General features: G+C 37.9%; 20 protein-coding genes, 1 other RNA gene and 1 other annotated feature. Of the genes, 19 read left to right on the forward strand and 2 right to left on the reverse strand.

From position 1 onward, the window contains the following. Positions 1-55: 55 nt before the first annotated feature. Together HCH28_RS04265 and HCH28_RS04270 are read left to right on the forward strand one after the other, a co-directional pair. Positions 56-271, forward strand: a complete 216-nt coding sequence (locus HCH28_RS04265; RefSeq protein ID WP_004226745.1) for a DUF2642 domain-containing protein — start codon at positions 56-58, stop codon at positions 269-271. 611 nt (positions 272-882) lie between these two features. Then, positions 883-2289, forward strand: coding sequence for a YfcC family protein (locus HCH28_RS04270; protein ID WP_221679943.1), 1407 nt, complete (start codon positions 883-885; stop codon positions 2287-2289). 43 nt (positions 2290-2332) lie between these two features. Here the strand turns inward: HCH28_RS04270 and HCH28_RS04275 are convergent, their stop codons facing one another. After that, complete coding sequence (locus HCH28_RS04275) at positions 2333-3919, reverse strand: N-acetylmuramoyl-L-alanine amidase family protein (protein WP_221679946.1); 1587 nt, start codon at positions 3917-3919, stop codon at positions 2333-2335. Between the two features lie 164 nt (positions 3920-4083). Continuing rightward, positions 4084-4326 (forward strand) — a binding site (T-box leader). A 232-nt stretch (positions 4327-4558) separates the two neighbouring features. Between HCH28_RS04275 and hisS the strand changes: the two genes are divergently transcribed. The 15 genes from hisS to HCH28_RS04350 all read left to right on the forward strand — a co-directional run bounded on the left by hisS (position 4559) and on the right by HCH28_RS04350 (position 18234). After that, on the forward strand, positions 4559-5827 hold the full coding sequence (gene hisS, locus HCH28_RS04280) for a histidine--tRNA ligase (protein ID WP_054550047.1): 1269 nt from the start codon (positions 4559-4561) through the stop codon (positions 5825-5827). 66 nt (positions 5828-5893) lie between these two features. After that, positions 5894-7663 (forward strand): aspartate--tRNA ligase, encoded by a 1770-nt coding sequence (gene aspS / locus HCH28_RS04285; RefSeq protein WP_221679948.1) that lies wholly within the window; start codon positions 5894-5896, stop codon positions 7661-7663. Positions 7664-7802: 139 nt separating this feature from the next. Next, positions 7803-8002: non-coding RNA, 6S RNA (gene ssrS, locus HCH28_RS04290), on the forward strand. 544 nt (positions 8003-8546) lie between these two features. Next, positions 8547-9269: a GntR family transcriptional regulator gene (locus HCH28_RS04295; RefSeq protein ID WP_221679950.1), complete on the forward strand. Its 723-nt coding sequence runs from the start codon at positions 8547-8549 to the stop codon at positions 9267-9269. Between the two features lie 4 nt (positions 9270-9273). Beyond that, positions 9274-9993 carry a sugar isomerase domain-containing protein gene (locus HCH28_RS04300; protein WP_221679952.1) on the forward strand — a complete coding sequence of 240 codons (720 nt, stop codon included), beginning with the start codon at positions 9274-9276 and terminating at the stop codon, positions 9991-9993. Positions 9994-10010: 17 nt separating this feature from the next. Further along, positions 10011-10289, forward strand: a complete 279-nt coding sequence (locus HCH28_RS04305; RefSeq protein WP_221679953.1) for an HPr family phosphocarrier protein — start codon at positions 10011-10013, stop codon at positions 10287-10289. Between the two features lie 87 nt (positions 10290-10376). Further along, on the forward strand, positions 10377-11552 hold the full coding sequence (locus tag HCH28_RS04310) for a GNAT family N-acetyltransferase (RefSeq protein WP_221679955.1): 1176 nt from the start codon (positions 10377-10379) through the stop codon (positions 11550-11552). A 226-nt stretch (positions 11553-11778) separates the two neighbouring features. Continuing rightward, on the forward strand, positions 11779-12090 hold the full coding sequence (locus HCH28_RS04315) for a PTS sugar transporter subunit IIB (protein ID WP_221679957.1): 312 nt from the start codon (positions 11779-11781) through the stop codon (positions 12088-12090). Between the two features lie 18 nt (positions 12091-12108). Then, positions 12109-12429, forward strand: coding sequence for a PTS lactose/cellobiose transporter subunit IIA (locus HCH28_RS04320; RefSeq protein ID WP_221679959.1), 321 nt, complete (start codon positions 12109-12111; stop codon positions 12427-12429). Positions 12430-12476: 47 nt separating this feature from the next. Beyond that, the gene (locus HCH28_RS04325; protein ID WP_221679961.1) at positions 12477-13802 is read left to right on the forward strand and encodes a PTS sugar transporter subunit IIC; all 1326 of its coding nucleotides are present in this window, start codon (positions 12477-12479) and stop codon (positions 13800-13802) included. A gap of 24 nt (positions 13803-13826) precedes the next feature. Continuing rightward, positions 13827-14909, forward strand: coding sequence for a DUF871 domain-containing protein (locus HCH28_RS04330; RefSeq protein ID WP_221679963.1), 1083 nt, complete (start codon positions 13827-13829; stop codon positions 14907-14909). 303 nt (positions 14910-15212) lie between these two features. After that, complete coding sequence (locus HCH28_RS04335; protein WP_048392126.1) at positions 15213-15974, forward strand: tRNA threonylcarbamoyladenosine dehydratase; 762 nt, start codon at positions 15213-15215, stop codon at positions 15972-15974. A gap of 141 nt (positions 15975-16115) precedes the next feature. After that, entirely contained in the window at positions 16116-16502 is a 387-nt protein-coding gene (locus HCH28_RS04340; RefSeq protein ID WP_221679965.1) for a hypothetical protein, read from the forward strand. Positions 16503-16711: 209 nt separating this feature from the next. After that, positions 16712-17230, forward strand: coding sequence for a hypothetical protein (locus HCH28_RS04345; protein ID WP_221679967.1), 519 nt, complete (start codon positions 16712-16714; stop codon positions 17228-17230). Between the two features lie 287 nt (positions 17231-17517). After that, positions 17518-18234: a hypothetical protein gene (locus HCH28_RS04350; protein ID WP_221679968.1), complete on the forward strand. Its 717-nt coding sequence runs from the start codon at positions 17518-17520 to the stop codon at positions 18232-18234. 82 nt (positions 18235-18316) lie between these two features. Here the strand turns inward: HCH28_RS04350 and HCH28_RS04355 are convergent, their stop codons facing one another. Further along, the gene (locus HCH28_RS04355) at positions 18317-19603 is read right to left on the reverse strand and encodes a replication-associated recombination protein A (protein ID WP_221679970.1); all 1287 of its coding nucleotides are present in this window, start codon (positions 19601-19603) and stop codon (positions 18317-18319) included. Between the two features lie 203 nt (positions 19604-19806). Here HCH28_RS04355 and cymR point away from each other — a divergent pair, with 203 nt between their 5' ends. Beyond that, on the forward strand, positions 19807-20226 hold the full coding sequence (gene cymR / locus HCH28_RS04360; RefSeq protein WP_004226809.1) for a cysteine metabolism transcriptional regulator CymR: 420 nt from the start codon (positions 19807-19809) through the stop codon (positions 20224-20226). Between the two features lie 276 nt (positions 20227-20502). Continuing rightward, on the forward strand, positions 20503-21651 hold the full coding sequence (locus HCH28_RS04365; protein ID WP_221679971.1) for a cysteine desulfurase family protein: 1149 nt from the start codon (positions 20503-20505) through the stop codon (positions 21649-21651). Positions 21652-21688: the final 37 nt, after the last annotated feature.

A 21688-nucleotide genomic window follows, 5' to 3' on the forward strand; every position in this document is an offset into this window, starting at 1 on the left:
ATTCCTTCATATACTAAAGAGTATGGTTAGTTTTATAGGAAGGAGTGTCTTAAACATGACGCAGACGAGAAGTATAACAAATCCATATTTATACGAAACTCTTAACATGATGATTGGTCAGGCAGTAGTTGTGCAAACAGAAAAAAATATTCAACAAGGTATTTTATTATCCATACTACCTGACCATATGGTTCTTGAGATAAATCGTACGCCTTTCTTCATTCGGATGGAGGAAATTGTATGGGTTACATTGGAAACTACAAAAAAATGAGAAAGTATGAACCTTCAAATCATAATAAATGATAGAAGGTTCTTTTTTATTAAGTGCAATAAAAAATACCTGAATAGCAAATTTATTTCGAGGAGATAAAAACTATTAAAACAGTTGCTACTTTTTGAATATTATTTTTTTAAAAAAATATAAACGATATGTAAGAAAGTCCATTTGATTCCTTATGGATAGTTAACCTCGATTTTCAATTCTACTTACTAACTTTGATGTCTTTCATCTTAGATTATCCCACTAATAATGGGGGAGCTATATGAAGTTCATGAATAAAAAGCATCTAAGGACAATCCATACAACTTTATCATTTAACACCGCCGCATATTGCTCATGCCTTAATAAGAAACTATAAGATGAAATTATTATTTTGGAAAACAAAAAATAACGTTGGAAATGCCCATTATTATTTGAGTATGTGTCCGTGTTTATAGGAGAAGAATAAGAGGTTTAATAAAGAAAGGCAGCGTGTACTTTCTGAAATAATAGAAAATTAATACTTTACAATAAATTTAAACTCATGTATATTTATTTTCAATTAGCGACAAATAGCGACAATGTACTGCTAATGTCTAAATCAGAAAAAGGAGCGTGATTTAATGGAAAATGAACAGGGGGTAAAGAAGAAAAGCTGGTTGAAAGTACCTCATACATATACGATTATTTTTGCTATTATTTTTTTAGCAGGTATTGCAAGCTATATCATACCAGCGGGTGAGTTTGAACGTGTAGAGGATGAAGAAGGGCGAATGCTCGTTGTAGATGGAAGCTATCATCATATTGAGAGTGAACCAGTTTCCTTTTTTGAAATGTTCACAGCGGTTCCAATGGGCCTCGAAAAAGGGGCTCAAATTATTTTCTACATTTTTTTAGTCAGTGGTGTATTTGGTATTATTCGTTCTACAGGTGCTATTGAGGCTGGTGTTTATAAAGGAGTAAAAGCTTTAGAGGGCAGAGAGAAATTACTGATTCCTTTATCGATGATTTTATTCTCTGTTGGTGGTTTTACAATGGGGATGGCGGAAGAAACTATTATTTTCGTACCAATTGGTGTGGCCATTGCACGTGCGATGGGCTTTGATGCTGTAACAGGAACAGCCATGATTACACTTGGTGCCGCCAGTGGATTTTTTGGAGGAATGCTTAATCCCTTTACGGTAGGTGTTGCGCAATCATTAGCTGATGTGCCATTATTCTCAGGTATTGGCTTCCGTGCTGTTGTCTATGTTTTTGTATTAGGTTTTGCTATTTTCTATGTCTCTCGCTATGCTTTTAAGGTGAAAAAGAACCCACAGGCAAGTGTTATTTACGATATTGAGCAAAAAGCTAAATCCAATGTTTCTGCGATTGACATTCCTGCATTAACGGGAAAGCATAAATTTGTATTTATTGTCATGGCTTGTGGAATAGGCTTTAATATTTATGGTGTCTTTAATTGGGGCTGGTTCTTAACGCAGCTAACTGCATCCTTTTTAATTATGGGGTTAGTTGCAGGATTAATTGGTGGTTTAAAACCTGCTACTATTTTTGATTCCTTTATTGAGGGAGCCAAGGCTGTAACATTTGGTGCTTTAATTGTAGGTTTTGCCCGTGCTATTACGGTTGTTTTAGAGCAGGGGAAAATTATTGATACAATCGTTTATGCAGCATCAGAAACAATTGGACATTTGCCACATGCTATCAGTGCAATCGGCATGTTAGTTATCCAAGCTCTTTTGAATTTATTTATTTCATCTGGTAGTGGACAGGCAGCTGCCACAATGCCGATTATGATTCCAATCACTGATTTATTAGGATTAGAGCGACAAGTGGCTGTTTTAGCCTTCCAATATGGGGATTCCTTAACGAACTCTATTATTCCTACTTCCTCTGCATTAATGGCGTATTTAGCTGTTGCAGGTATCCCATATGAAAAGTGGATTAAGTTTATCTGGAAGATGATTCTTGGGTGGGCATTGATCGCCTGTCTGGCGCTAATTGCTGCGGTAGCATTAGGAATATCTTAAATATGAAAAAAGCTGTGGATGTTATCATCCGCAGCTTTTTTGCTTAGTCATCTTGTTCATTAAAGTAGTTGAGAATTCCCTGATAAATACCAAGAGTCGCTTGTTCACGGAATTTAGCTGTTGTAATGACGCGCTCCTCACTGGAATTACTTAAAAAGCCTAACTCAATAAGGACAGCCTTTTGACGATTCTCTCGTAATACTAAATAATTCCCTTGTTGTGTACCACGGTCTCTTAAATCTAGTTTACTGGAAAGACCATCATGAATTGCTTCAGCAAGCCCTTTTTGATTGCTATTCATATAGTAAGATGTGAAGCCGTTAATGGAGCTATCATCTGTCGCATCGTAATGAAGGCTAATAAAGGCATCTGCCTCATATTGATGGGCAATCGATACACGCTTACGCAATGCCACATATTCATCCGATTCTCTCGTCATGACAACGTTTGCGCCAGCAGCACTTAACTTGGAAGCAAGCAGAGTGGCCGTTTTTAAAGTAATGCCCTTTTCCTCTGTACCTCGTTGACCAGTTGTGCCATGGTCATTTCCACCGTGACCAGCATCAACAACAATCTTTAATCCAGTTAAAGTACCTTTTTTACGAGGCTCTTCCTTTTCTTTCTGTGGACTTGTCGCTTTATTGGAACTTGTTGTGACTACCCAGTTCGCGACAAAAGCTGTTTTTTCGTCGTCTAGTTGTATTTCATAAAAATCATTTTTAACGCCTACAATTGGGTAATTTACACCAGCATCTACACGTTCAACTACTTCTGCAGCTGTTGAGGCATCCGTTCTTAGGTTTGTCCCATTATAGATAATCGTAACAGACTCTAACTCTTTGGAAGTTGATGTTTTTGAGGTACTTTTTACTTTATTAGAGAATGTACCGTAAAAACTATAGACCCAACCTACTTTTTTATCATTGTACTGAATTTGTACCCAATTATGCTCATGTGCGAGTACTTTAAAGGCTTGTCCTTTTGTTACTGTGCCGATTTTTTTAGCGTTCAAATCTGGCTTCTTACGAACATTAAGGGTGTCCACTAAAATGGTGAAGGTTGTATCTTTGTTAGCGAGTGCCGTGGTTGTAGTAGTTACTTCTACAGCATTTTCTTTGGGTTCCGTTTCTTTTTTAGGGTTATCGTTGATCGTGACATAATCCTTCGACACCCATCCTGTTAGTCCATTCCAATCGATTTTTGCCCATTCTCCATTTTCTTCAACGAGGTTTGCTTGGTTACCAGTAGAAAGTTGACCAAGAACTGCTGAAGAGATATCTGGTTCTGTTCGAATATTTAAACGGTCCACTTGTGAAATGACGGTTTTGTCGATCGCTTGTTTAGCATTCGTAGGTGCTGTCAGCCAAGAGGCAACCCATCCCTCGTAATTACCTGCTTTGACTTGATACCAATCACCTTCTCGACCGATTGAGGTTAAAGGGTCACCTTCTTCTAAAGTCGTAATAATGGGATAAGACAATCCAGGACCTTCTCGCAAATGAAGAATCGTTCCAGCGACTTTTAGATCACTGGTGTCAGCGGACGCTCTTTGAACAAAGTTCTTATTTGGTATCGCCATCGTTACCATTAGTACAAAGATGATTATACTATGTAAAATTTTTGTCCTCATCAGATTCCTCCTATTCCTTGTGCTATTTTACCATGCTTTTATCATAAAATTCGTGGTAAAATGGTAACAGAATTAGTTATTTTCAACATAGACTGATGAAAAATACAAAAATAGTTGACATTGCTTTGGCTAGTGACTAACATAAAGGGTAATCGAAAAATGATTAATCGCTTATGACCAAGCAAGTAGCGTATACCACTATTGGAAAAGAGAGGGAAAGACTTAGGCTGCAATCTTTCCTACAAAAATGTATCACGTGAATAACACTTGAGAGGCTTTTTTCTGAAAAGCAGTGCCTAGTAGGAAAAAACGGAATCGGCCGTTATCCGATTAAGAGGAGGACACATGTAATTATTTGTGTCAACTAGGGTGGAACCGCGGAAGCTTATACAGCTCTCGTCCCTTGCTATTGCAAGGGATGAGGGCTTTTTTGTTGTTCAAAACAGTAATGAGTTTTTTAGAGGGATTGTTGTTTTTGCTCATAAAAGAGGGGAAGGCGCTCCAATTAGTATGAAAAGCGCTCGTCAAAGGCTATAACCCACTCCAACAGGACAAAAATTTGCTCAACCAAAGCATGCATTCGCTCAAAGTGGGACTACAGCTGCTCTATCATAAGCAATCAATATAGGAGGGAATTACATGAGTTTTAAAGTGCCAAGAGGGACACAAGATATTTTGCCAGGTCAATCTGAAAAATGGCAAAAAGTTGAAGCGATTATTCGTGATATTTGTCGTGTTTATCGCTATAACGAAATTCGTACACCAATTTTCGAGCAAACGGATCTATTTGCACGTGGTGTTGGGGAAACAACTGATGTAGTACAAAAGGAAATGTATACATTTGAAGATCGTGGAGGGCGTTCATTAACACTACGTCCAGAGAATACGGCTGGTGTCGTACGTGCCTATGTGGAGCATAAAATGTTTGGTGCTCCTGATCAGCCAGTTAAGCTTTCTTACTTAGGACCAATGTTCCGCTATGAGCGTCAACAGGCTGGTCGTTATCGTCAATTTGTACAATTTGGAGTAGAAGCAATTGGTTCAGCAGATCCTGCGATTGATGCAGAAGTTATTGCTCTTGCTATGGACGTCTACGAATCAGCGGGCTTAAAGGATTTAAAATTAGTGATTAATTCACTTGGCGACAAAGAAACACGTGATACACATCGCACTGCTTTATTACAGCATTTTGAGCCACATATTCATGAATTTTGCTCAGACTGTCAAAATCGTTTACAAAAGAATCCATTGCGAATTTTAGATTGTAAGGTAGATCGTGAACATCCATTAATGCAAACGGCTCCAGCGTTAACTGATTTCTTAACAGAAGAATCGGCTGCTTATTTCGCTCAGGTGAAATCGTACTTAGATACATTGGGTATTTCATATGAGGTCGATCCAAATCTTGTTCGAGGACTTGATTATTATAATCACACAACTTTTGAAATCATGTCCACAGCATCAGGCTTTGGGGCTATTACAACATTATGTGGTGGTGGCCGCTACAATGGACTAGTACAAGAAATTGGCGGTCCAGATGTACCAGGTATAGGTTTTGCATTAAGTATTGAGCGTTTGTTGCTGGCACTTGAAGCGGAGGGTGTTGAATTAGACACAGCTTCAGGGCTAGATGTTTACATTATTGCAATGGGCGATGAAGCGAAGCAAAAGGCTGTTGAGCTGACAAGCACTTTCCGAGCGAAGGGACTTGCGACAGAGATGGATTATTTAGACCGTAAAATGAAAGCTCAAATGAAATCTGCGGATCGATTAGGTGCAAAATATACGCTTGTTCTTGGTGAAACGGAACTTGAAGAGCAAGCAGCGGCTGTAAAACATATGGAATCTGGGGAGCAGCACAAAGTGGCGTTCTCAGAGCTGGTGAACTATTTAACACAAAAAGCTTAAAAACAGATAGAGGGCATTCCTAGTGAAATGCTACATAAATTGAAGATATTTTGGAGGAATTTAACAATGGCTACAAGAACACATGCTAGTAACGAGCTTTCAGAAGCGTTACAAGGCGAAAAAGTTGTATTAAAAGGTTGGGTACAGCGTCGTCGAGACCTTGGTGGTTTAATTTTTATTGATTTGCGTGACCGTACAGGTATTACGCAAGTTGTGTTTAGTCCAGATGTTGCAGAAGCACACGCATTAGCGGATAAAGTGCGTAGTGAGTATGTGATCGAAGTGGAAGGCACAGTCATCCTTCGTACAGAGGATCAAATCAACCCGAATGTACCAAACGGTAAAATTGAAGTGGAAGCAACAAAATTAGTCGTGATTAATACGGCAAAAACAACGCCATTCCAAATCGAAGATCGTACAGATGTATCAGAAGATTTACGTTTAAAATATCGTTATCTAGACTTACGTCGTCCTGTAATGTTCGATACTTTCAAAATGCGTTCTGATGTGACACGTACAATTCGTAACTTCCTACAAAATGAAGGATTCTTAGAAGTTGAAACGCCAATTTTAACAAAATCTACGCCAGAGGGCGCTCGAGACTATTTAGTCCCTTCACGTGTACATGAAGGTGAATTTTATGCATTACCACAATCACCTCAATTATTTAAGCAATTATTAATGGTTGCTGGTTTTGAAAAGTACTTCCAAATTGCGCGTTGCTTCCGTGACGAAGATTTACGTGCTGACCGTCAACCAGAGTTTACACAGGTGGACATTGAAACGAGCTTCTTAACACAAGAAGAAGTATTAGAAATGAACGAGCGCTTAATTCAAGAGGTTATGAAAGAAGTAAAAGGCATCGACATTCCTGCACCTTTCCAGCGCATGAAATACCAAGAAGCAATGGATCGTTATGGTTCAGATAAGCCAGATGTACGTTTTGGATTAGAGCTAGTGGCGTTAAATGATATTTTTGAAGGCTGTAATTTCAAAGTATTTGCTGATACGGTTGCACAAGGAAAACAAGTGAAAAGTATCAATATTAAAGGTGCAGCTGACAAATATTCTCGTAAAGACATGGACGAGTTAACAAAATTCGTTGGGATATACGGAGCAAAAGGTCTTGCCTGGTTAAAGGTAACAGAAGAAGGCTTAAATGGACCAATTGCGAAATTCTTTGATGAGGCATTAGCAGCAGCCTTAATCGAGCGTATGGGAGCAGAAGTTGGCGATATTCTAGTATTTGTAGCAGATAAAGCCGCTGTTGTAGCAGCTTCTTTAGGCGCTCTTCGTACAAAATTAGGACAAGATTTAAATCTGATCGATGAATCACAATTTGCTTTCCTTTGGATTACTGATTGGCCATTATTCGAATACTCTGAGGAAGATGGACGCTACTATGCAGCACACCATCCATTCACACGCCCGTTTGATGAAGATATAGCGTTAATGGACACAGACCCTGCAGCAGTACGTGCACAAGCATATGATATCGTTTTAAACGGCTATGAACTTGGTGGTGGTTCATTACGTATTTACGAACGTGACCTACAAGAGAAAATGTTTGAATTACTTGGCTTCTCAGAGGAAGAAGCACAAGCACAATTTGGCTTCCTATTAGAAGCATTTGAATACGGCGTACCACCACATGCAGGTCTTGCCTTTGGTCTTGATCGCTTCGTTATGCTATTAGCAGGTCGTACTAATTTACGTGATACAATCGCATTCCCTAAAACAGCTAGTGCAAGCTGCTTGATGACAGAAGCACCAAGCGAAGTATCTCCTGAGCAACTAAGTGAACTAAGCCTGGCTATCAAAGCATTTAGAAAATAATGTATAATTCAAAATACCTGGATTACCTAGCAAATACTGTTGGGAATCTAGGTATTTTTTGCGTTTTCTTAAGAAATTATAGATTATTAGAGAAAATCGTTTGAATTATCAGAAAAGTGGTGTTATGATAACTGTAATACGAATCCTGATGTGTTTGTCTAACTGCTAACTCTACTTCACAGTTTTGACCGAACATTATAGAATCGGGAGCCTTCATTTTGTAGTCGCAAACATGCCCCTAACAAAGCGGGACGTTTAAAGTTGCAAAGCGGGCACCCACCTGCAAATTGCGGGTTCAAAACGAATGTTTCTTGGCATTACGGCACAATTGGGATTCGTCCTATACATAGGATTGAGAGGAGCTTATCAATAGCTCCTTTTTTTTACATCAACAGGTACATGGTAGCCAAGAACTCGTAGAGTGTTTGGAGCGAATGTTTAGAAAATAGGAAAGATTACTTTTTATTTCTGATGAAGCAGCATATAATTGGTATAGACAACTATACCTTTTTGAGAAGCTATATCCGCATTCTTCCTTTAGGCAGATAATACGAGTCACTTATGGAAATGATTTTTAAAGCGTTTTAATTGTAGCTGATACTAAACACAGTAAAGGAGAAGCCTACTTAAAAGAAGGCAATTTATATCAAAATTACGAGAAGGTGATTAGTCATTTGACAATATAATGGTACAACGATTGAGCTCAGATGCTACAATGATAGTGAGAAAGGCACCACTTCAAGCGACTGTGTCAATATGTCCTTTTCACACTGTCGTTAGTGGATATCATTTAGCTTTGTTTAATTATGCGAAATACAAAAACCGATCTGACGAGGTAAAGTTGTATTGAGAAATCATAAAGGCGATAAGGAAGGTGCAAGAATTGTTAGAGAAAAATTCTCATATACCTATTTATATACAAATAGAAGAGATTATTAAACAACGGATTTATTTAGAAGAATACAGAATTGGTGAGACCATCCCATCAGAACGAGAGCTTTCTGCACAATTCGATGTAAGTAGAATGACTGTTCGTCAATCCATTACCAATCTAGTAAATAGTGGTCTATTATATCGAGAAAAAGGGAGAGGAACGTATGTTGCAAATCCAAAATTAGAGCAACCGTTAAAAGGTTTAACGAGTTTCACGGAAGATATGCGAGCAAGAGGAATGGAACCAAGCAGTAAGGTATTACGATTTGAGAAAATCATACCACCAGTGGATATTGCAAGAGATTTAATGATAGAGTCTGGCGAAGAAGTGTTTTTTGTAGTGCGCATAAGAAATGCAGATGCGCAACCAATGGCAATCGAAAGAACATATATCCCAGTTAAAATTTATCCGGAGTTGGATGAGAAGCAAATAATGGGCTCGCTTTATGCCTTAATCGAAGCAAAGTTCCATCAAAAAATTGGGAATGCGGTACAACAGATGGAGGCAGCCATCGTATCGAAAGAGGATAGTAAGTTTCTACAAATTAATCATACAGCACCAGTTTTAATTATCAAACGTACAAGTTATTTATCAGATGGTAAGCCCTTTGAGCTTGTACGCAGTACGTATCGAGCTGATCGTTATAAATTCATAAGTGAAATTAAAAGGTGATTTTATGCATGCATATTTTTCTGAAATCGAAAAGCTTATCCAAGTTGTGAAGGAACAGGAGGCATCACATATAAGTGATATGGCTCAAATCATTGTCCAACGTCTCCAAAAAGGTGGGATAATTCAATTATTTGGTTGTGGTCATTCACAGCTATTGGCACAAGAGGCATTTTATCGAGCAGGTGGTTTAGTACCCGTCCGTCCTATATTTATTGAACCATTAGCTTTACATGCTGGGGCATTCGCTTCTTCAATCAATGAGAAAGATTCAACTATTATTGAACAGCATAAGGAACAGTTTGACTTTCGTGAAAATGATGTTTGCATCGTCATTTCAACCTCGGGGAGAAATGCAGCACCTATTGACGCCGCTTTATTAGCAAAGGATTCAGGGATATTTGTGCTATCCCTCCAATCGCTCCACTATAAGGAACAGACTACACGTCATCACAGTGGGCTGCGGCTAGAAGAGGTGGTAGATTTTGTGATTAATACCCATATACCGATTGGCGATGGTGTACTAACTATACATGACCTACAGTATGCGCCAGCATCTACTGTTATTGGTTCATTACTATTAAATGCTTTGTTCAGTGAAATCATAGAAACACTAGCAAAGTCCTCAATAGAGTTACCTATTTTTGTCAGCAATAATGTTGATTCGGATGGATCACATAATGAGAAAATGATTGCCAAATATCAACATCGGATTAATTTTACGTGAAAGAGTGGGGTATGTAAATGAAGAAAATGTATAAAATTACATCTACTGAAGGTATTCATGCCAGACCGGCTGCATTACTCGTAACTGCAGTGACACCATTCCAAAGTGATATTAAATTAATATACGAAGAAAGATCCGTTAATTTAAAGTCTATTATGGGCGTAATGTCACTAGGTGTAAAATCAGGAAGTATAGTGGAAATTTCAGCAGATGGGCCAGATGTAGCAACATTATTTCAAACTATTACTGAAGTCATGTTGTCTAAAGCAATAGGAGAAGTATGGCAAGAGGAATAAAAGATTCGTGCAGTGGTTGTGATCACGCCACTGTAAAAGAATCTCGTAATTAATTATCTGAATATTTAGAATTTAAGAGGTGGTTAAATGGACATTCACATCGTCTTGCCTAATGATTATGGGCAGATTCATCGATTGAGAGACTATTGCTTTCCAAATAAGTACTCTGGGGCTCGTCGAGAGGACTTTCATTATTGGATTGAGCAAAGCACGACCTTAGGTGCTTATGATGACAAAAAAATTGTAGGGCAGCTATTAATATTACCGCTAAATATTACAGTGCATGGAATTTCATTTAAAATGGGAGGCATCGGCTTTGTTGCAACGTATCCTGAGTATCGACAACAGGGTATTATCAAAAGGCTTATGACAGAAGCGCTGCAAAAAATGCGAGACAATGGACAAACGATTTCAGTATTAGCACCATTCTCTGTGTCCTTCTATCGTTATTTTGGTTGGGAATTATTTTTTGAGAAGCTTCATTATACAATTCCTCAAACTATGTTTCCCTCTCTAGGGAAACAAGTGGACGTCATGAAAAGGATGAGCTTTGAGTGGTTAGATTCGGCGCTCTTTCAGATGATTAAGGATTTTCATAATGCACAGGCAATCGTTCAACATGGTGGCATGGCAAGGGATGATGCATGGTGGAAAAGACTTGAAAGAAGGAGCCCAGATAGTCACTTTGCTGTCTATTTTCAAGGCAATAATATAGAAGGCTATATTCGTTATACGATTCGAGATGGGACATTTACTATCCAGGATTTTATTGTAGCAAATCTCTTAGCTGAACAAGCTATGTGGCGTTATATGACATCTCATGCAGCAAGTGTCAGTAGCATAACTGGTGTTACTAGTAATCATTATCCTTTTGGCTTTTATTTCAAGGAACCGCAATTCAAAAGGGAAGTCATACAGGATGTGATGATTAGAGTAGTAGATGTTTATGCATTTATGCAGCAGTATCCGTGGAAGGATATTCAAGAAACATTAACTATTCGTATTAAAGATCCATTTTGTCTCTGGAATGAGCACGTGTATCAAATAAATAAAAATGGTCAGGTCTCAATAATTGAGACAAGTTCAGTCTCTGATAAGCATATGCTAACACTACCAATTAATCTTTTTTCTGCGATGATGGTAGGTTATCTTTCTGTCAAAGAAACGGTTGTCTATGCTAATCAACCTACGGTAGAAAAGGTTATTGAACAGTGGCAATGGGCAATCCCTACTGAAAAGCCAGCATTTTATGAGTATTTCTAGGTATTGAATAATAAGAAAATTTAAAAAATTTTTGGCTTTTTTTCTGGACTATACCAGTTGATTATAATCATTAATTTCACGACAAAATTGAGATAGCCCAATTTTGTAAATAACTTGATGTAAATAAAATTAATGTAAAATTTGTATTGTGGTATATACCAATAGGTGCTATTCTCAAAATAAGTAAGCGATTACACAATCGAAGAAAATAAAAGGAGTGTATCGAATGAAAAACATCATGTTAGTGTGTGTAGCAGGTATGAGTACTAGTTTATTAGTGTCGAAGATGCAAAAAGCAGCGCAAGAGCAAAATATTGAAGCAGATATTTACGCCATTGCGGAAGGAGAGGTGGAAAAGATATTAGCGTCAAAGAAGGCTGATGTTCTTTTATTAGGCCCACAGGTTCGTTATTTGAAAGGATCATTTGAAACAAAATATAAGGATAAAGGTTTTCCAATCGATGTGATCAATATGGCGGATTACGGCATGATGAACGGTGAAAATGTCCTGAAACAGGCTCTACAACTAATTGGATGAAAGAAGGGGCAAAGGGGAATGGAAGATACAGAATTAATGGAGTCCATTATGGGACTGATTGTGCATAGTGGAAATACGAAAAGTGAGTGTATGGAAGCTATTCAGCTAGCAAAAAAGGGGCAAATTGAGGCAGCAAAAGAAAAAATCAAATTAGCGAATGAGTCATTAATTGAAGCACATCATTCTCAAACGGGCTTACTGTCTCAAGAAGCAAGGGGAGAAAAGGTAGAGGTTTCAATGTTATTAATTCATGCCCAGGATCATCTAATGAATGCCATTACTTTTCGCGATTTAGCACAGGAAATGATTGAGCTATATGAACGAATCAAAGGGGAGTAACATCAAATTTTGATGTTATAAATAAAAAGCAAAGGGAGTGTATGTGAGTGTTCCGTTTTTTAGAAGAAAAGTTTGTACCGGTTGCTGCTAGGGTAGGGAATCAGCGTCATTTAGTTGCCATTCGTGACGGATTTATTACGATTATGCCTTTAACGATTGTGGGAACTTTGGCTGTACTTTTTAACAATTTGCCTATCAAATTTTATCAAAATACACTCGATGCCATTTGGAAACATGAGACATGGACTCAATTTGGCGGTAATATTTGGAGTGCTACATTTAATATCATTTCACTGCTACTTGCCTTTACTGTTGCTTATCATCTTGCTAAAAGTTATCAAAAAGATAGTCTATCTGCTGGAGTAATTAGTCTATCAAGCTACTTAACGTTTGGGACTTTTGGGGAAGGCGGAATAACCGGCTTAACAACAGGCACGGGTGGTATATTTATTGCTCTGATTGTTGCACTACTTTCTACAGAATTGTTTTGTAGATTGTCTGGCAATCCTAAGCTACTAATTAAAATGCCAACGGGTGTACCACCAGCTGTTGCCAAATCATTTGCTGCGTTACTTCCTGCCATTATTACGATTGGAATATTTGCTTTAGTACGTACCATTATTTCAGCAGGTTTTGATATACCAGATATTGTCGGGTCCTTCTACTCTGCGATTCAAGAGCCATTTATGGGTCTAACAAATACATGGCTTGCTGCTTTAATTTTGGCATTTATACCTACATTTTTATGGACACTTGGCGTACATGGAGCAAATATCATCGAACCCTTCATGCAAACAATTAATTTACCAGCTATTAACGAAAATGTTGCAGCAATCTCTGCTGGTAAAGTTGCGCCTTACATTGTCAATAAACCATTCTTTGATGCTTTTATTAATATGGGAGGCTCTGGCACGACAATAGCACTCATTATTGCGATTTTCATATTTGCTAGAAAGAATAAGCAATATAATACAGTTGGGAAATTATCTGCAGCACCTGGAATTTTCAATATTAATGAGCCATTACTTTTTGGGTTACCAATTGTATTAAATCCGGTTTTATTTGTACCGTTCATTTTGACACCAATGATCAACGTAACCATTGCATTCTTTGCAACGAAATGGGGCTGGGTACCAGCTGCTACCTTTTCACCGCCGTGGACAACACCGCCAATTATTAATGGTTTTTTAGCAACTCAATCTTGGCGTGGTGCTGTTTTGAGTATGGTTTTAATTGTCATCGCTGTTTGTATTTATCTGCCATTTATCTCAATGGCGAACCGTATGGCAAGGCAGAATGAGCAAAAAGCTGCTTTAGCGGCACAGAGTGAGGAATCTGTAGTGGAATCCAGAGGACAAAAAGTGGAAGTATAAGCGTCAATTAACGGAGGGTTTGAAGTGAAAAGATTAGGAATCTCGCTATATCCACAGCATAGTACGCTAGATGAGATGAAGCGCTATGTTCAGCTGGCTTATGACAATGGCTTTGATCGTATATTCACATGCCTAATGTCACTAAAACAGGATGAGGAGCGTCAAAAATTACAACAAATCAACGAATTTGCGCAACGCCTCGGCTTTGACATATCCGCTGATATTGCACCAGGTGTTTTTGATGATTTAGGCTTAACCTATAGGGATATTGGCTATTTAAAAGAACATTATTATTTGGCAGCTATACGTTTAGATATGGGATTTTCAGGTCAAGAAGAAGCGTTGATGTCACTTGATGGAAGTCATCTAAAAATAGAATTAAACATTAGTAATGGTACGAAGTATGTAGATAATATTATCTCTTATCAGCCTAATAAAGAGAACATTATCGGCTGTCATAATTTTTATCCAAAACGCTTTACGGGGCTATCTCGTCAGCATTTTTTACAAACGTCACAGCACTTTAAAGCGCACAATGTGAGAACGGCAGCGATGATCTCCTCACAACATGGTCAATATGGACCTTGGGAGCAAACAGAGCACGGGTTACCTACATTAGAGGAGCACCGTCATCTCCCAATCACTGTACAGGCGAAAGATTTATGGCATACGGGGTTAATTGACGATTGTATTATTGGCAATATGTTTGCTTCTGAGGACGAACTACGTGCATTAGGACAATTAAATCGTAATAAGCTTGAATTAAGGGTTGTTCAGTCTGAAGACACGAGCATTTTAGAGGAGACGATTCTTTATAAAGAGCCTCATTTTAATCGAGGTGATGTGTCTGAATACGTGATTCGGAGCACCCAATCCCGTGTGAAATATAAAAATGGAGATTTTCCTGTGCATGATATACGGCCATTAAAAAGAGGGGATGTCACGATTGATAATAATTTAGATGTTCGGTATAAGGGAGAGCTACAGATTGTGCTAAAGGACATTCCTAATACGGGATCGAGTAATGTCGTAGCTAGCATTGTAGAGGAAGAACTATTTTTATTAACATGCATTCAACCATGGGCATCATTTGGTTTTACAAAGTAAAGAAGAGTGAGAAAGAGATTGAGTCATCAATCTCTTTTTCTTTATGTGGTCGAGCATAATGTTATATAAGATTTACCTGATTAATGAACTAATTTTTAAAGCGCTATTTTACCATATATAGAACTAAAAGGGATGAAATCTTTTTATGGATTATTATCTCGAAGGATTTAAGTAGACAATTTTGATTTTTTCTTTATATTTTTATCTTGAACAATAACATGATAAAATGTAAGATAGGTTTTGATTTTATCTTAGTATATAACTAGGTTTACTAATAAAATTTCATAGATGGAGAGTGTCAGGATGTTACATCAATTTTCACGTAACGAGCTCGCAATAGGAACAGAGGGTCTCGAGAAATTAAAAAATACAACGGTTGCCATTCTTGGTGTGGGCGGTGTCGGTTCATTTGCTGCTGAGGCTTGTGCACGAAGCGGAATCGGCCGTATTATTCTAGTCGATAAGGACAATGTAGATATCACAAATGTCAACAGACAACTTGTGGCATACCTATCAACAGTTGGTCAATCAAAATCAGCTGTCATGAAAGAGCGTATTGCAGATATTAACCCAGCATGTGAAGTGATTGACATGCACATGTTTTATACGGAAGAAACCTATGAAGAATTTTTTGCACAAGGCATTGATTATGTGATCGATGCAAGTGATACAGTGATGTATAAAATTCATATAATGAAGGAATGTTTAAAGCGTAATATTCCTATTATTTCAAGCATGGGTGCAGCAAATAAAATGGACCCTACTCGCTTCCAAATTGCAGATATTTCAAAAACACATACAGACCCATTGGCTAAAATCATTCGTACTAAGCTACGTAAAGAAGGAATTCATAAGGGTGTTACGGTTGTATTTTCAGATGAAAGTCCAATTGTCGTACGTCCAGATGTTGTCGAACATGTAGGAAAGCCTGATGCAGCAATTCGTAAAGCAAAGATGCCACCTTCATCTAACGCTTTTGTACCGTCTGTAGCAGGTTTAATTGCAGCAAGCTGGGTAGTCAATACCATCCTAAAAGATGTGAAAATTACGCGCGTACAAGGTTAATACCAAATACGATGCTTTGGTAATAGTCAAAAAACAGCATAAATGTTCATTTTCGTAGAAGTAGCTGCCTTAATTGTATTTAGAGGTAGCTATTTTTTCTGTGTTACAATTAGACCGTTGTAAAAAAGGAGGCGTATACAAATGGAAAAAATTTATCAAATGGAGTATAGAGGTTTAAATCTTTTCGACGAGATTAGCACAGTAGAGTTAGCTATAGATGAAGAAAACCAAACTATACATATTTTTGATGTTGGACAGGTTGTCAGCCCCATTTTTAATTTTGATATATCAGCCTACGAATTGTCAGATGGTTTTTATAAAATGGCTGATGTTCTGAGACATAAAAAAATCTTAACGAATCAACAAGCAGGTAGTGATTTAACATTAAGTGAATGGTTAATTATGAACAATGCTTATTTTTATATACCTCAAAAGCGCATTAAAAAATATGTGCATGGAAGTATTATTGAAATTATTGATCGAGCAAACGAACAATGCTTATTTGATGATTATGTACAAAGGGTATAATTTTACCAAAATAGTTCCTCTTATGTACATAAAATGCTATTAATTCACGAAATTGTCTTATTTTTTTCATGTCCACACTACTTCAGATGGTTTATTGCTATAATTTGAATCATCCATTAGATAATCGATCTGTTTGTTTGGGATGCTTGGTGCTACTCAGTGAATAGCCAGGAAGCTAAACAGCAAATGACATATGGGAGAGTGGGAAAATGGAAATTCAAGTAATTCGTGATCATTTAGATATTGTGAAACTTCAAGAGAAAATGAATGCCATTGTATTTGACTATTTGGATACATCCAACAACTATCCGAAAGCCATGAGAGAATTGAATCCTTTATATATACAAGTCACTACCTATTATAAGGAATATATTAATCAGCGGGCAGGGGAATTACCGAAAGCAAATACGTATTGGCATTTATTTATCGATTGTTGTGCAAAATTATGCTACTTTTTAGCTGCATCGACCTATTATTCTTCGAATGCTTTGCAAGAAACACCTGAAAAAGTAGAGCATTTATTAACCATAGCAGCCTATTCCTTACCAAGTATTGAGCAGGAAGAGAATGAGCAATTATTAGAAGATATCATGGCTCTTTTAACTGAAGTGCTAGAGGATGAAGAAAAAGCAACAAACATACGCAACGAAGTGCTGTCACAAAAAGGTGAAGTGAAGCAATGTCTTCAACAGTTTAAATTATTTGTGGATCAAGAACTTCCGGCATAGACCTTAGACAATAATAGACTATCTATTTTCTGAAAATAGCCTATACGTCAAGAATCTACGTAACTAATAGGAATTAAATCAGTTTTTCTACAATGTTCGATGTGGAAAGAGAGTGATTTACTTGCCTTTTTTAGTAGCGTGGATTCTTTTTTATTGTGGAGAAAGTAAAAAGGCATATTATCTTGAAAGGTATTTATGTTTTTTTGTCGAATTATAGTTAGAAAATTGGTAATATATGTGCTCACTCTGCTTAACGCTGTAAGAACTTATTGGAAGGGGGCTAAGCAATGATTGTAAATGGAATAGAAATAGATTTGGCGAATTTGGAAAAGCCGCTTTTATTAGTTAGTGAGGAAGATGAACTTTTATTTCTACAGCTTATCCGACCGACAATTGAACAGGAGCTTATTCAATGTCAATTAGCGCTCTCAACAAGGAAATCTATTTCATTGGTCAAAGATATTTGGTTGGCTATGTATAGAGACCGAGAAAAGCTGTACATTAATAGCGGTCATGCCATGCTTTATCCAATACGTTTAATTCTTTTTGAACTAGTCACACAAGCAGAATATTTCCAGCGCTTAGCAAAAAAATCACGAGGCGATGAATGTCTTTCTCTTATCTATGCAGTCATTCTTTTGCAATTTGTCTTGAAATGGTTAAAAGATCGATTTAGTGGAAATAAAGAGGTATATAGCGCATTAAAACGGTTATACAGAGTGTCGGATGATGCATTAAGTAAGGAGCCTTCCTGTGAAACAAGAGAACAAAAAATTGCACAAGCAATTGCTGTAAAAGCAATTCGCTTTGAGGTAAGAGAAAACAATCAAGAGTTCGCGAGCTTATTGTATCAGTCGTATAATTTGATTGTTTTTTTGCATAGTAAGGCAAATGAAGGAGATGTGAAAGAATCCATTTTGCCATTACTTCGACATTTAGCTGAACCATTAAATTTGTTTTACCAAGAACGATATACGACAAATAACCCGAGCTTTACAGGATGATTGCTAGAGCAGCCTATCCTGTTGGTATATAAAAAGCAAAGTCATTGCAATTACTTAAGATAGTGACTTTGCTTTTGTTTTATTATTTCTTATCTTGAAATGATTTTAGTTTGTCGTAGATGCCAGCCATGCGCTTTTCCTCACCAGCAATAACAGGTTTGTAGAATTCAGTTCCTACAAGTTCGTCTGGCAAATATTGCTGGTCTACCCAACCACCAAAAGTACCAATCGGTGTGTTATGAGGATATTGATAGCCGACGTGTCCTAAATCTTTTGCACCCTCGTAATGACCATCTCGCAAATGATGAGGGATATCACCTGTTTTGCCTTCATGAATAGCCTTAATAGCAGCATCAATTGCCACAATGGCTGAGTTGGACTTTGAGGCAAGGCACATTTCAATGACAGCACTGGCAAGTGGGATACGTGCCTCTGGTAGCCCTAGTCGCTCTGCTGCTTGAATAGCAGCTAATATATGAGGTCCGACGTCGGGATTAGCTAGACCAATATCTTCATAGGCCATAACAAGTAGGCGTCTGCTGACAGCCACTAAATCGCCTGTTTCCAATAAATGTGCTAGATAATACAGAGCAGCATTAGTATCACTACCACGCACAGACTTTTGCAGGGCTGATAGTAAATTATAAAAATGTGATCCTTTTTTATCGCCATACACCCCAATTCGACTAATGAGATGTTCAATAACATGGTCGGCAGCAACCGTTTGTCCATCCACCTCGTCACTGGCATAGTAAATAGATTCTAGCAAAGTTAATGCCTTTCGTGCATCTCCGTTTGCTGCGGCTGCAATTTGTTCAATTTGTGATGGTGTTAAGGCAAAATGATATTTACCTAGTCCCCGTCTTTCATCAACCAGTGCTTTTTCAACTAGTTCGATTAAATTTTCCTTCGTTAAGCGTTTTAGCTGGTAAATTTCTCCACAGCGCGAACGAATCGCTGGATTAACATCATGATAGGGATTTTCTGTCGTGGCACCAATTAATACAATTGATCCATTTTCTACATGTGGTAACAGCGTATCCTGCTGTAGTTTATTGAAACGGTGAATTTCATCTAAGAAAAGTATTACTTTCCCTGAAATTCTGGCTTCTTGTACAATATCTTCCACATCTTTTTTGCCAGCTCGTGTGGCATTAAGTGCGAAGAAAGGGAGCTTGGAACTTCCTGCAATGGCATTGGCAATGGATGTTTTACCGATTCCAGGTTCTCCATATAGCAACATGGAAGGGACATGTTCATTTTGAATCATTTTATAAAGGGCTGTGTTGGGACCAATGAAATCCTGATGACCAACAATTTCATCAAGGGTTAAAGGTCGCATTCGAAAAGCGAGTGGTTCATTGTGCAAAATAACTTCCCCTTTCTGTCGTTGTCATTTTTTGCTTCATACATTTTTTTACGCTAAAATAAAGCACTCAGATGGATTTTGAACGATTTTGAATCGCTGTAATTAGTATATCATATCCTTCTAGGTGTATTTCCGAGTTCATCAAGAGGAGATTATGATATACTGTTGGTAGTATTTTGACTAGACTAATTGAGGGTGATAAAATGAAAATTTCAACAAAGGGCCGTTACGGGCTTACAATTATGATTGAATTAGCAAAGCATTATGGGGAAGGGCCAATTCCCTTGCGTAAAATTGCGGCGGAAAAGGAGCTTTCAGAGGCATATTTAGAGCAATTAGTATCTCCGCTTCGTAATTCAGGCTTAGTAAAAAGTGTACGTGGTGCTTATGGTGGTTATATGCTAGCAAATCCACCTAGCGAAATTTCAGCAGCCCATGTTATTAGTGTGCTAGAAGGGCCGATTCAACCAGTAGAGGGTATTGAAAATGAAGAAGCACCTCAGCGTGAGTTATGGCTACGTATTCGTGATGCAGTAAAAAATGTGTTAGATACAACAACAATTGAAGATTTAGCACAATATACAGAAGAAAATGTAGTGGAAGGCTACATGTTCTATATTTAAAATAGTTTAAGCTAAAGCGCTACTCCTGCATTCACTTCATCTTATTGGGAGATTGTGAACTATTCACATCCCAATGACTATTTTTACGATGAGTGATGTGGGTTTTGTGCTTTTATCTCGATTCAGCAAATGTTTTTGTACTAAAATGAACCACCAAGTACGGAAGACTCCCTGTCATAGTGGGGTGAAGAATACTTGTATTGATTTTACAAGCATTAACTGAATCAAGCGAAAGCCTCTGGCGGATGTCACAGAGTTTAAAAAGGAGTTTTCAACATGAATTCATATATCTATCTCGATCATGCGGCCACATCTCCAATGAATGGCCAAGTAATAGAAGCGATGACGACTGCTATGCAGCAGGTATTTGGCAATGCATCGAGTATTCATAAAGCTGGTCGAGAAGCAAGGAAATATCTAGATGATGCGCGTGAGCTATTGGCGAAATCAATTGGTGCGCAAGCAGGGGAAATTATTTTCACAAGTGGTGGCACAGAAGCTGATAATATGGCAATTTTAGGAACTGTCTATGCCCGTGCAAATGAAGGAAAACACATCATTACAACGCAAGTAGAGCATCATGCAGTATTACATACTTGTGAAAAACTTGAACGTGATGGGTTTGAGGTGACCTATTTACCTGTCGATCAAAGAGGGCGTGTCGCGGTTGAGGATGTCCAAAAAGCCCTTCGTGATGATACCATTTTAGTAACAATTATGTATGGAAATAATGAAGTAGGAACGATTCAGCCAATTGCTGAAATTGGCGCGTTATTGCGTGAGCATAGTGCTATATTCCATACAGATGCGGTTCAGGCTTATGGCTTAGAGTGCATTAATGTAAATGAATTACAGGTGGATTTATTAAGTGTATCTGCTCATAAAATCAACGGTCCAAAAGGTGTTGGATTCCTTTATCAAAAAGCAGGAACACCGTTAGCAAGTTACGCTCTTGGGGGCGCACAAGAGAAAAAACGTCGTGCAGGTACTGAAAATATACCTGCCATTATAGCTTTTGCGACTGCCGTGCAAGTTGCAAATGAGTTGCGTGAAGAAAAGCGTTCACTATACAATCACTTTAAGCAAATTATGCTTGCTGTTTTTTCACAGGAAAAGCTAGCATTCCATGTTAATGGTGATGAAGAGCAGTCATTGCCACATGTTTTAAATATTAGCTTTGAGGGCATGGAAGTAGAATCATTTTTAGTGAATCTTGATATGGCAGGAATCTGTGTATCTAGTGGTTCTGCATGTACCGCTGGGTCGATTGATCCATCACATGTGTTAGTAGCAATGTTTGGACAAAGTGCAGAGGAGCTACGAAATTCCATCCGATTCAGCTTTGGGCAGGGTTTAACGGAAAAGGATATTCAAGATGCAGCAGAAAAAACGGCTCAAATCGTGAAAAAACTAGCTAAAAAATAATTTGCAAAATACCTATGTTATGTTTCGTTAAAATATT

Source organism: Lysinibacillus sp. K60 (assembly GCF_019731275.1).
GTDB classification, from domain to species: domain Bacteria; phylum Bacillota; class Bacilli; order Bacillales_A; family Planococcaceae; genus Lysinibacillus; species Lysinibacillus capsici.

Coding starts and splice junctions, on each gene's coding strand:
- HCH28_RS04310 (WP_221679955.1), top strand. CDS start 10,377: ATGGACATTCACATCGTCTTGCCTAATGATTATGGGCAGATTCATCGA.
- HCH28_RS04315 (WP_221679957.1), top strand. CDS start 11,779: ATGAAAAACATCATGTTAGTGTGTGTAGCAGGTATGAGTACTAGTTTA.
- HCH28_RS04300 (WP_221679952.1), top strand. CDS start 9,274: ATGCATGCATATTTTTCTGAAATCGAAAAGCTTATCCAAGTTGTGAAG.
- HCH28_RS04320 (WP_221679959.1), top strand. CDS start 12,109: ATGGAAGATACAGAATTAATGGAGTCCATTATGGGACTGATTGTGCAT.
- HCH28_RS04265 (WP_004226745.1), top strand. CDS start 56: ATGACGCAGACGAGAAGTATAACAAATCCATATTTATACGAAACTCTT.
- HCH28_RS04345 (WP_221679967.1), top strand. CDS start 16,712: ATGGAAATTCAAGTAATTCGTGATCATTTAGATATTGTGAAACTTCAA.
- HCH28_RS04305 (WP_221679953.1), top strand. CDS start 10,011: ATGAAGAAAATGTATAAAATTACATCTACTGAAGGTATTCATGCCAGA.
- HCH28_RS04335 (WP_048392126.1), top strand. CDS start 15,213: ATGTTACATCAATTTTCACGTAACGAGCTCGCAATAGGAACAGAGGGT.
- aspS (WP_221679948.1), top strand. CDS start 5,894: ATGGCTACAAGAACACATGCTAGTAACGAGCTTTCAGAAGCGTTACAA.
- HCH28_RS04275 (WP_221679946.1), bottom strand. CDS start 3,919: ATGAGGACAAAAATTTTACATAGTATAATCATCTTTGTACTAATGGTA.
- HCH28_RS04340 (WP_221679965.1), top strand. CDS start 16,116: ATGGAAAAAATTTATCAAATGGAGTATAGAGGTTTAAATCTTTTCGAC.
- HCH28_RS04365 (WP_221679971.1), top strand. CDS start 20,503: ATGAATTCATATATCTATCTCGATCATGCGGCCACATCTCCAATGAAT.
- HCH28_RS04350 (WP_221679968.1), top strand. CDS start 17,518: ATGATTGTAAATGGAATAGAAATAGATTTGGCGAATTTGGAAAAGCCG.
- hisS (WP_054550047.1), top strand. CDS start 4,559: ATGAGTTTTAAAGTGCCAAGAGGGACACAAGATATTTTGCCAGGTCAA.
- HCH28_RS04270 (WP_221679943.1), top strand. CDS start 883: ATGGAAAATGAACAGGGGGTAAAGAAGAAAAGCTGGTTGAAAGTACCT.
- cymR (WP_004226809.1), top strand. CDS start 19,807: ATGAAAATTTCAACAAAGGGCCGTTACGGGCTTACAATTATGATTGAA.